Origin of the sequence: Leptospira levettii, from assembly GCF_002812085.1 — a bacterium.
Lineage (GTDB): Bacteria > Spirochaetota > Leptospiria > Leptospirales > Leptospiraceae > Leptospira_A > Leptospira_A levettii.
Genome location: NZ_NPDM01000002.1, coordinates 118328 through 130055, shown reverse-complemented (window position 1 = coordinate 130055; position 11728 = coordinate 118328). Strand labels below are relative to the sequence as shown.

The 11728-nt window shown below is 39.0% G+C and carries 9 protein-coding genes; 7 read left to right on the top strand and 2 right to left on the bottom strand.

Features of this window, described 5'->3' with window-relative positions; all coding sequences use genetic code 11:
- Positions 1–4 precede the first annotated feature (4 nt).
- From CH354_RS08190 to CH354_RS08180, 3 genes are read left to right on the top strand one after another with little or no spacing between them, the layout of a single operon-like run.
- Positions 5–649, top strand: coding sequence for an HAD family hydrolase (locus CH354_RS08190; RefSeq protein WP_238761094.1), 645 nt, complete (start codon positions 5–7; stop codon positions 647–649).
- Between the two features lie 34 nt (positions 650–683).
- Positions 684–1499, top strand: a complete 816-nt coding sequence (locus CH354_RS08185; RefSeq protein ID WP_100726874.1) for a GerMN domain-containing protein — start codon at positions 684–686, stop codon at positions 1497–1499.
- A gap of 57 nt (positions 1500–1556) precedes the next feature.
- Entirely contained in the window at positions 1557–2750 is a 1194-nt protein-coding gene (locus tag CH354_RS08180) for a GGDEF domain-containing protein (RefSeq protein WP_100726875.1), read from the top strand.
- Positions 2751–2936: 186 nt separating this feature from the next.
- Here the strand turns inward: CH354_RS08180 and mqnC are convergent, their stop codons facing one another.
- Entirely contained in the window at positions 2937–4040 is a 1104-nt protein-coding gene (gene mqnC / locus CH354_RS08175; RefSeq protein WP_100726949.1) for a cyclic dehypoxanthinyl futalosine synthase, read from the bottom strand.
- A gap of 122 nt (positions 4041–4162) precedes the next feature.
- On the opposite strand from mqnC, the gene CH354_RS08170 reads away from it, so the two are divergent.
- From CH354_RS08170 to CH354_RS08155, 4 genes are read left to right on the top strand one after another with little or no spacing between them, the layout of a single operon-like run.
- Positions 4163–6265, top strand: coding sequence for a (Fe-S)-binding protein (locus CH354_RS08170; protein WP_100726876.1), 2103 nt, complete (start codon positions 4163–4165; stop codon positions 6263–6265).
- Positions 6266–6286: 21 nt separating this feature from the next.
- Positions 6287–7195, top strand: a complete 909-nt coding sequence (locus CH354_RS08165) for a FecR family protein (RefSeq protein WP_243396018.1) — start codon at positions 6287–6289, stop codon at positions 7193–7195.
- Positions 7192–8130, top strand: coding sequence for an LBF_2017 N-terminal domain-containing protein (locus tag CH354_RS08160; RefSeq protein ID WP_100728587.1), 939 nt, complete (start codon positions 7192–7194; stop codon positions 8128–8130). Before CH354_RS08165 ends, CH354_RS08160 begins: the two co-directional genes overlap by 4 nt.
- Complete coding sequence (locus CH354_RS08155) at positions 8131–10044, top strand: PP2C family protein-serine/threonine phosphatase (RefSeq protein WP_100728586.1); 1914 nt, start codon at positions 8131–8133, stop codon at positions 10042–10044.
- Here CH354_RS08155 and CH354_RS08150 read toward each other — a convergent pair whose 3' ends face one another.
- Entirely contained in the window at positions 10045–11634 is a 1590-nt protein-coding gene (locus CH354_RS08150; protein WP_100766398.1) for a peptide chain release factor 3, read from the bottom strand.
- Positions 11635–11728 lie beyond the last annotated feature (94 nt).

Below are 11728 nucleotides of genomic sequence, written 5' to 3'. Positions count from 1 at the left end.
CCGTATGGTCGCCTTCGATGTCGATGGGACCTTATTTTCCTCAGAATCCATAATCTTTAAGACGTATGTGCAGGCAATCGAAGAGTTTGCTAAGAAAACGGGAAAAATTACATCCCTACCCACACACGATCAGATCATCAATGAAATTGGAAAACCAGTGCGGACTATTTTTGCAAACCTCCTCCCCTCATTACCAGAAGTCGAAAGAGATTCCATTTCGGCTAGAGTTTTAGATTTACTGTGTGATTCCATCCGCAGTGGTGGCGGGGATTTTTACGCTGGTGTTGGTTCTACCATTCATTATCTCAAAGAAAAAGGTTATACGATCACTTGCGCTTCCAATGGTCGAAAACCTTATATTGAAACCGTTCTCGATACAGCCGGCGTATTACAATACTTCGAACCAATTGTTGTGATCAACCAAGAGACCATCCACACCAAAGGTGAAATTTTAGCTGAGTATGTGCGCAAATACAGTTTAGAACCAAATTCCATTGCGATGATTGGGGATCGGTTCAGTGATTGGGAGGCAGCGCGGCAAAATGGATGCCCATTTGGTTTTTGCACCTATGGTCATGGAGTTCCAGGCGAAATTCCAGACTTTGATTGGAAAATTGAAGATTTAACAAATTTAAAACAATTTTTTTAAATTCGAAATCCAATACATTTCCGACATTGATACTGTGGCGGTACATCCCCAAATCCAAGAAGACAAATGGAAATCATTACGCTATTTCCTTGGCGGGATCTTCTTTGTACTCGTCCTAATTGAAAAGTCCATGGGGTTTGATCCCAAAGTTTCTGGAAATTTTTTTCCAAAACAGGGGTTCCGTAACATTGGAAAACAAGCTGAAAAAACAAAATTTGCCGAACCAGTGGATCCGTTTCAAAGTGAAACGTTTGAAGATGATTTAAATTGGGAAGAAGAAGTATTCAATCATTCTTACCCTACAAATACAAAGTCCACCAAACAAACAAAAGTCATCGATGAAACCATTCCTGAGATCACTCTTCCAGAAGACAGGTTCCCTGGTGCAGGAAAACGAATCAGTGCTGAGCCTGGCTACCTTCCTGTGTACTTTCTCAAATTTTATGGTTCTGGAAAAAATAGCCAGTCCCAACTTGTAAAACTCACCCGCGAATTTCCAGGTGGGGACCCCATTGTATTTTTATTCCAAGAACTCACCAAGGGACCAACGGTGACTGAAAAATCAAAAGGTGTACTTTCTGCTCTGACTAAAAAAATCCGAATGGAACCAAACTATCGTTTGGAGAACGGAATCTTACACATTTCCATTTCGGAAGAATTGAGTTCAGGAGGTAGTATGGAAATCTTAAAAGACCGTTTGGACCAAATTACCTTTACCTACGTAGGGAATTTCGGAATCCAAGGAGTTGTACTATATTCAAATGGAGAAAGGATCCGGACTTTGGGAAGTGATGGAATGTCCTTACCGGATGTCTTAGCCAAAACGCAACGAAAAGTGATTTTGTTCTAACCCACTAAATGGTTTACAACGAAACGACAAACTGTATTCTCAAGATTGGTTTCCACCATGCGTAGGTATACATTCAAACGATACGGTTTTGTTTTGCGTAAATTATTTTTACGCCCCTACCACCCAGAGTTTATCTCCACAAATTTAGATGATATTGCTTCTTCTTTACAAATTTTCAGCGTAATGACTGCTGTTACATCCATCATCTCTTTACTCTTTGTGGACTCACTTGTGAGAACAAAAGAAGCTAGTTTTTGGATCGCATTTTTTCGAATTTCATCCCTTGCGATTTGTTTTTCTGTTTATCTCTTAGCAAAAAGAGGAATCAAACGATACCAAAAACAAATCTTAGGAATCACAAGTCTTGTACTCATTGGACTCGTGACTCTTTATATCCCGATGATGGTTTTTGATAACCCTAACCATGCTTATTATTTATTCGGTTCTGCAATTGTGATCGCTGGAGCTTCCATCTTACTCTGGTTAGAGCCAATTCGAATCTGTATCCTATCTTTGATTTATATTTCCATTTTTATCCCTCTTCATTTGAATTTTTCTCGCATCCAAGGATTTGATCGGTATTTTTTCTACCAGGATGTTCTCATTGTTTCCTTTTTGTTAGCCTTTGGAATTGTTGCCAATTTCCTCATCAATTACTGGAGATTTGAAGAGTATAGGATCAAAGAAAAACTCCACATAACGGTTGGTAAACTCCTACGCATCAATCAGAAAATAGAAGATTTGTCCCGTGTAGATTCCATGACGGAACTTTTTAACAGAAGGCATCTATTAGAACAATTTGATCTGTATAAAAAAAGATCACACCGTGAAGGATTTGTGATTGGTCTTGTGATTTTGGATTTAGACAAACTTAAAACCATTAACGATCGTTATGGACACAAACAAGGTGACATTGCGATCCAAGCTTTTGCCAAAACATTAAAGTCTAGAACTCGTATCACAGACATTGCAGCAAGGATTGGGGGAGATGAGTTTTGTTTGTTAGTTTCTCCCATTGATAAAGAGGGACTCCATACGTTAACGGAATCCATCAGGGAAAAAATGGAAGAATTACAAATTCCGATCTATAACGACCCGAGCGATTCCCTGACTCTTACGGTTTCCATCGGTGGCACTCTTTTCCATCCAGAAGACGACCCCAGTTTTGATGAACTCTACCATAAAATAGATACGGCACTTTACACTTCCAAAAACGAAGGCAGAAACCGCATCACACTCCTAGAAATGTAAAAAAAAGATCGACGGAATTAGGATTCGATTCTAACCTTACAAATGAGACTGATTCTCAGTTTATGTCCATTACGGATAAGGTGTAAAACTTACGAGATGGGGAAAATCCCCCATCTTTTTTTTTGCCTAAAGCAGTTCCCTATCCAAATTCTTTCGAGACCAAACGGTCTTTTGAAAAATGTGATTTTAGACTACTTCTAGTGGGGAACTCACTTCTTCGTAATTGAGGTTCCTTCGGACCGGGCGAAACCCCCCTTCCATCAAAAATTTTCGTGCCTCTTTTTCCGTTTTTAATCCAAACGACCTAAGGACATTTTCTTCTATCACAACAGAGGAAATATCATCCGCACCCGAATACAATGCCAGTTGGCCTACCCCTTTGCCAAGCACCATGACCGAGGTTTCAATATGTGGAATGTTATCTAAAAAGATACGGCAAATTCCAAGAACCTTTAGGTATTCATGTGTCGGAACAGGCCTTACCTTAAACCGTTTGGTTTGTGGTTGGAATGTCCAAGGGATAAAGGACAAAAATCCACCAGTTCTGTCTTGTAAATCACGCACCACTTGCAAGTGTTCGATGACTTCCTCTTTTGTTTCTTCCGAGCCAAACACAATATTGGCAGAGCCTCTCAGTCCCACTTCATGGCAGGTTTCCATCGCGCGAACCCATTCCGCAACGGAAGCTTTTTTCGGAGAGATGATTTGGCGCATCCTCTCCGTAAGGATTTCTGCACCGGCACCAGGGACAGAATCAAGACCGGCTTCCTTTAGGATTTGTAGGACTTCTCTGAGAGGTTTTCCAGTAATGGTTTCTAAATTGATGACTTCTACTGGAGAAAAGGCGCGGATGTGCATCTTTGGGTATTTTGACTTCACGGTTCGGATCACATCCAAATAATACTCAAAAGGAAGTTCCGGATACACCCCACCTTGTAAGAACATTTGGTCGGCACCTTCTTCCACAGCATAATCCATCTTCTGCAAGATGTCCTCTTTTGAGAGAACATATCCCTTCCCATTTCCAATTTCATCCATAAAGGAACAAAAACTACATTCAACATTGCAATAATTGGTATAATTCACCACCCGAAACATGGTATAACTGGCTTCCGAATGGGGCCTAACCTTCTCACGAAGGTACCGGGCTACCATCTGGATTTTTAGAAAGTCTCCTTCCTTGTACAAAACGAGAGCTTCACTGGGAGAGATTCGTTTGCCATCCACTGCTTTGAGAAGGACAACATCGGCTGGGTCATTGGGGTTCAGGGAAAAAGAGGACAAGTTCATATCTCTACCTACTTGGACAGGAAATCTTCTGACATATCCCTGTAAAAACCGAATTTTCCTGGACATTGATTTTTCTATAGAAATCCTAGGAAATACCAAACACCTTAAGGGCATAAATATAAATGGATATCGGAAGAATTCTCTTTCACCTATTATTCACAGCTTTTTTCGTCGTGGCAAACGTAGTGTTTGTCCGCGCTATCCTTTACAGGCTCGGATTGATCTTCAACGGTCGTCCTGCATTTTTTAATGAAGATGCAAAAAAGAACCTAAACATCGGATTCCGTTTAAAAAGTTTTTTCCTAAACGTAATCTTACAAAAAAAGAACTTCCGCGAACCAGTACGTGGGATCATGCACGCGTTTGTTTTTTATGGATTTATCGTCTATACGATCCATACAACAAGCCAAATGATCGCAGGTGTATTCGGTTATGTTATGGAAGATCCTTACCAATTTGCACTACCTAATTTCTTATTTGGGGAAGCCGCTAACCATATTTACGAACAAGCAGTTAACTATGTATCCATTTTAGTGTTAACTGGTCTTGGGTTTTTTGCTTGGAGACGTTGGATCAAAAAAGCAAAAGGACTAGATGTTCATTCTCCTGCTTCTGCTATCGTCATCAGTATGATTGCTACCCTTATGGTCACCACCTTACTTGGAAACGGTGCCAAAACAGTTGCTGCAACTTACTACACTCATGCTGGTTTGATTGACGGTGCAATTGGAAAACTTTGGGAATCAGTAGGAGTTGCCAACTCTTCAGCTGATATCGTTTTCCAAATTATGTGGTGGGGTCACATCATCACTGTTTTCTCTTTTATGTTGTATGTTCCTACTTCAAAACATGCTCACTTAATTTTTGCTCCATTTAACTATTTCCTCGCAACTGACACTCCAAAAGGACAACTTTCCAAACTCAATTTGGATGATGAAAATGCTGTTTGGGGATCCAACCGTGTGGAAGATTTCCCTTGGCCAAACCTACTCGACGGTATGTCTTGTATTGAATGTGGTCGTTGCCAAGTGGAATGCCCTGCCAACAGAACTGGCAAAGTATTAAATCCAAAAGCCATCATCGTGGAACTCAAACACCAAATGTTGGAAAAAATGCCAGAAGTGGCTGCTGCACGTGCTGGTAAATCGCCAGAAGAAGCAGCGGAAGCAGTAGCAGCACTTGAAACAGGAGTGATCAACTCACACGAAGGTCTCAGTGAAGAAGCACTTTGGGGATGTACTACTTGTTATGCGTGTGTAGAAGCATGCCCTGTTGGAAACAACCAAGTAAACGCCATCATTGAAATGCGTCGTCACTTGGTTCTTGCAGAATCAAAAATGAGTCCTGAACTTCAAAAAGCATTCACCAATATGGAAAACAATTCGAATCCATGGGGTGTTGGTGCACACACTCGTGCCGACTGGGCAGAGGGATTAAATGTAAAAGTTCTATCAGAAGCAGAAGACAAAAACGTAGACGTACTCTATTGGGTAGGTTGTGCGGGTGCTTTTGATGAAAGAAACAAAAAGATCTCTCGTGACTTTGTAAAAATCATGCAAAAAGCGGATGTAAACTTTGGTATCCTTGGAACAGAAGAAGGATGCTCAGGAGACTCTGCTCGCCGTGGTGGTAACGAATACCTCTACCAAACACTAGCACAAACCAACGTGGACACAATCAACGGATACGGTATCAAAAAAATCGTAACTGCTTGCCCACATTGTTATAACACTATCAAAAACGAGTACCCGCAATTTGGTGGAAACTTCGAAGTCATCCACCACTCGGAATACATCAATCAACTCTCCAAAGAAGGTAAAATCGATGTAAAAGTGGCTGATGATGCAAACACTGGAAAGTATACTTACCATGACTCTTGTTACATCGGACGATATAACAACAATTACGATAACCCTCGTGATGTTGTGAAAAAAGTATCCGGTGGAAAAATTGAAGAAGCAGTCGACCATCACTCCAAAGGTCTTTGTTGTGGTGCGGGTGGTGCGCAGTACTGGATGGAAGAACACGTGGATGAATCCAATCCAGAAAGTATGCGAGTCAATAGCAAACGTACAGGACAACTCCTTGATACAGGTGCTACGACCATCGCAACTGCTTGTCCATTCTGTATCACTATGATCACAGATGGTGTCAAAGCGGCAGAAAAAATTGATTCCGTAAAAGTAAAAGACATTGCGGAACTAGTCGCCGAAAATATCGACTAACAATTAAAAAAGGGGAACTAGATGAAAAATATCCAATTCCCCTTTTCTGGGTTATTCATAAATCCAAAAAAGTGTAACACTGGTTACTCTTTTTTGGATTTTTTATTTCTAAGTAATTGTTCAAAACTTTCGTTTATCATTCATCCCTTATTCATCCTAACTTTTCTTTTTCCACTCTCCCAAACATTTGCCGAATCTAAAAAACAAATCATACAACCGAATCCAGATGATGGGATTACAATCGTAGTAGAAAAAGGACAAACATTAAGTATCATCTCCAAAACCTATTTGGATGATCCAAGGAAATGGAAAGAACTTCTCAAATCCAACCAAATTGATAATCCAAACTTAATCATTCCCGGAATGAAGTTATGGATCCCTAAAAGTTTGGGAAAAAAACCACTTGCCGACTTACAACGGTTTACTGGTACGACAGAGGTATTAAAAATCTCACAAAAACAAAATGATTGGGCTAAAGCAAAAAATGGAGAAGGACTTTATGCAAAGGATGAAGTGAGAACTCTCAAGGAATCGGAAGCACAGTTTGTTTTTTTATCTGGATCTCGGTTTGAAATCACAGAAAATAGCCATGTCATTATGGAACGTGGAAAATCAGATACCGAACCTGATGAAATTTTTTTAAAGCAAGGAAGAATTCGTTCTCTGATTCCAAAATCCTCTGCTCCCAACCAAAAGATGTTTTTACTCAAAACGGAATCTGCTGAATCTGTTGTCAAAGGTACTGATTTTTTAACAGAAGTGGATGCAAATGGAAATACCACTCTCAGTTGTTATGAAGGAAGTGTTGCTGTAACGGCAGAAAAAGTTACAGTTCTCGTTAACACTGGGTATGCAACCTTTGTTGAAAAGGGAAAACCACCTTTAAAACCATTCCAAGTTCCCAATCCTCCTATTCCCGAAAACAAATGAATTTCTGTTTATTCAGGTACAATCCTTTACGAATACGTGCTCTATTATTCTTAATCAGCTTCACATGCCACTTTCCGTTACACGCAAAACAAATTCAATTCTCTCTGGTTCCAGATCGTGAAGACATCATTCAATATGAAATTGAACTTTGGAAATCCGATGAACTGGGAGAAGAAATTCCCTTTCGAGTTTTGGCAAATCCAGGTCCTATTAACTTATTCATTCCAGATGGGTATGAATTCTTTCGAATCCGAGCCGTTGCCAAACGGAAAGTGAGAGGGTTTTGGACCGAGTTGTACCAGGTGGCTTTGTTTGGTAAAAAACCAAAACCCGTTGCCAAGCCAGTCGAAAAAATTCAAGTGAAAACAGATGTTCTCGTACCCATTCCGACAAAGGAAGGAAAACCTGAGTTATTTCTCACAACCAATCAAATTACAATCGTTCCAACTTTAGCCGAAAAAAAGATTCGTATCCAGTACAGAATCAATGGTAGCCCTTGGCAAACGACTACATCTCCTCTCTTACGTTTTTCAAAAGATGGTAATTACCGTTTGGAATACAAGGTCACCAATGAACTAGGTGTTTCCGATGGGATGCAAGTGTGGGAATTTAAGGTGGATACAAGACCACCCGTGACTTCAATTTCCTTTTTAAGTCCATCATTCCAAAAAAATGGAACCACATTTATTTCTCCTAAAAACGGATTGTTACTCCGTTCTTCTGATGAAGGGTCAGGACTTTCCAACATTCGGTACAGAACCTCATGCGGTGATGAACAAGTTTCCGAATACCAGATATGGTTAGAGACCTCTTGGAAGGAGATACTCTCTGGCTGTGAAAAAAACATCCGATTAGAAATCAGTGCTGTCGACCGATTAGGGAATGAAGAAGTCCCAAAACAAATATTCATTCAGAGTCTAAAAAAGGCCGAGTAAATGGAAAATCTCCACAATCGGATGCGGAGTATCGTTTCTAATTTTGTTTATGTCATCCGATCTTTATCCTTTGTTAAGCTCTTTTTTTCACTAGTTTTGTTCATCTTACTTCCTTATGCTTTACTCATTGGAAGGATGATTTATGTAGAATACAAAGAAGCATTGGATTGGAACCAAAGGTTCCAGTTAATTCGCATTCAACTGTTAGCAATCGACATCGAAAATCAAATTCGAAACCAGATTCAAAATGAATTTTCGAAACCAACAGGAGATTTAATCCCAATCAAAAATCCAACGGATTTAAATCAGTATTGTTCAAATGATTTATCCAGAATCCAGAAAAAATCTTCCATCCAATTCATTTCTTGTAATCATTCAGATACAGTTGCTTCTTATATTTTAATTACCGATGAAAAAGGAATGTATCTTTATCCGACGGTATTCATGGAAGAAGCATTACTCGACTCATCCTTTAGTGATCCGAATGAAGGTTTGTTTTTATTAAATCAAAATGGTGATTTTGGAATCTCTGGATTTATTGAAGATAATTTTCTGGTTTCGGAAGAATGGAAAGAAAAATCTAAATCCTCCTTACAATCAAATTCCAATTTACCAACTTTGAAAGAAATTGAAAAAGATGATTTAGGTTTTTTTCTAGTAGGTGTTCCTCTTTATGGACTTCCCATCCACCTTTTTGTTGTAAGTCCTATAAACCTAGTATTACAACCAATTATCTCCTCATTAAAAACAAATATTACAACACTCATTGGTATTTTATTCTTCACATTTCTTTTTTCTATCTTCATTTCGCTAAGGGAAATTGAATCCAAACAAAAACTAAAGTTGATATTAAATGAATACCCACATGCAGCGATTCTTTTTGATTCCTTGGGAAATGTCTTACTTGAAAATCCATTCATAGAAGAAAAACTACAAGTATCAGATGTTTATATTTACCAAGAACCTTTGGCAAAATGGTTAAAAACAGAAGTATCTGAATTTTTAAGAGAAATCAAAGAACAAAATGATCACACACAAGAATTACGAAAAGAGGAATTGGAAGTCTTTATCAGTGATGGATCTACCATACTTCTAGAAATCACCTACCAAATTTGGTTCTTAGAACAAAATAATCAATTTGCAAGTGGTGCATTAATACTCATACAAAATATAACAAAAAAAAGATTAGAATTCGAAAGAGAGATGGAATATGCAAAGGATTTGCAAAAAAAATACCTGCCATCTCGAATTCATATCTTTCCCAAATTAGATTATGAGATTCTTTACAGACCTCTTATCCAAGTCGGTGGTGATTATTATGATTATATAAACTTAGGAGACAATCGATATATTTTTGCCTTAGGAGATGTGATTGGACATGGCGTGAAAGCAGCCATGATGATGACAGTACTCAAAGTATTATTTCACCAAATTGCAAAAACAGAAACAGATCCAAAAAATATATTATTAAAGATGAATGAAGGGGTAAGCACTCATTTCCCTGATCCTTACGCATTTGTTCCTTTTTTGTTTTTACTCTTTGATTTGGATTTAAATAAAGTCTATTATGGAAATGCAGGCCACCCAGGAATGCTCCATTATTCCAATGGAAATTTCCATTGTTATGAAAAACTGAATCCTATGTTCGGGATGATACCAAAACTGAATCCCAAAATATTGGAATTTCCCATCACTACAAAGGACCGATTTTATTTATTCACTGATGGTTTAAAAGACGTGGAAAACAAAAGTCAGGAAAAATTATGGGAAACGGAATTACTCAAATTTTTTTCACAAATGACAAGTAATCACATGTCACTCGTCAAACAAGAATTAGATTTCAAAATTCGATCTTACTCAGAAGGGAAAGAATTATTAGATGATATCACTTGGATTGGTATTGATATCATCTAATTAATATTCAAGTGGTGGATTGTCTAATAACTCAATTCCTTCATTATTTTTGTGGAAATAATTCATATCCCATTCGGTATCAAACAATAAAGCCATATTCCCGAATAAATCTTCAACCAAATTTGCATTTGATGGAATTTTAGTTCGGTCTTCTTTTTTTACCCAACGAGAAATTCCATAAGGAAGGACATTGATAGATGTATCCGCCCCATATTCATCCTTTAACCTTCTTTGAAAAACTTCAAATTGCAACTTTCCCATAGCACCAATAATAGGTACACCGCCACCTATCGTTCGTGATGTGAAAAGATGCAAAATTCCTTCTTCTGCTAATTGGTCCAATCCCTTTTTGAAAGACTTTAATTGTAATGTATCTTTACAGGATATGGTTGCAAAGAGTTCTGGAGCAAAACTAGGAAGAGGTCTAAGTGGTGGCGTATTGCCAGTCGAGAGTACGTCACCAATTTTATAGGTTCCTGGGTTTACGAGACCAATGATGTCACCCGGGTATGCCAAATCGACAGTGTTCCTATCTTGTCCAAAAAATGCAAAACTAGAGGACAATTTCACTGGTTTGTCTAAACGATTGTGGTTTACGTTGAGTCCGCGTTCAAAAACACCAGAACAAATACGTAAAAAAGCAATTCGGTCCCGGTGCGCCTTATTCATGTTTGCTTGTACTTTAAATACAAAAGCACTGAATGGAGAATTCACGGGATCTAAGTAATTACCATCCCGAAGTGGGATATGGTCAGGTCCGGGTGCGAGTTCTAAAAATTTATTTAAGAATAACTCAATCCCAAAATTGTTCACTGCAGAACCAAAATACACGGGAGTTTCTTTTCCCAGTAAAAAGGAATTTTTGTCCACTTGGCCAATGCCATTTTCTACCAGGTCAATTTGTTCACGGAAAGCTTTTACAATTTCCTCATCGAATTGTTCGTCGAGGCTAGGATCATTGGGTCCAGCCATCCGAAATCCGGCCTTTTGTTTTCCACCTGGAGTTCGATCAAAAAGATACAATTGTGCATCCCTCAAATCATAAACTCCCTTAAAATCAAAACCTGTACCGAGTGGCCATACATCGGGAACTGCCTTAATTTCTAGAACCTTTTCAATCTCATCCAAAAGAGCATAAAGATCCTTTGTGGGTCTGTCCATTTTGTTGATGAAGGTGATGATGGGAATGCCTCGGTCTCGGCAAACTCGGAATAATTTAATGGTTTGTGGTTCGACCCCTTTTCCGGCATCTAACACCATTACAGCGGTATCGGCTGCCATTAACGTTCTGTAGGTATCCTCCGAAAAATCTTCGTGGCCAGGGGTGTCTAATAAATTGAGAATGTGACCTTTGTATTCAAATTGTAAGGCGGCAGAGGTGATGGAAATCCCCCTTTCTTTCTCCATTGCCATCCAGTCGGAGGTGGCAGATTTTCCTTCCTTTTTTGCTTTCACAGCCCCTGCAAGTTGGATAGCACCTCCGTAGAGCAGTAATTTCTCGGTGAGTGTTGTTTTTCCCGCGTCGGGATGGGCAATGATTGCGAAGGTTTTCCGTCGATTGACTTCTTTTTCGATGGTATCAGGGGACATAATGACTATTCCATGTTGTCGAATTTGGTGAATCTGTCGAGAATAAAGAATGATTGCTTTGCCCTTTCTCTGAGGAAGGGGTTGACTACAATAT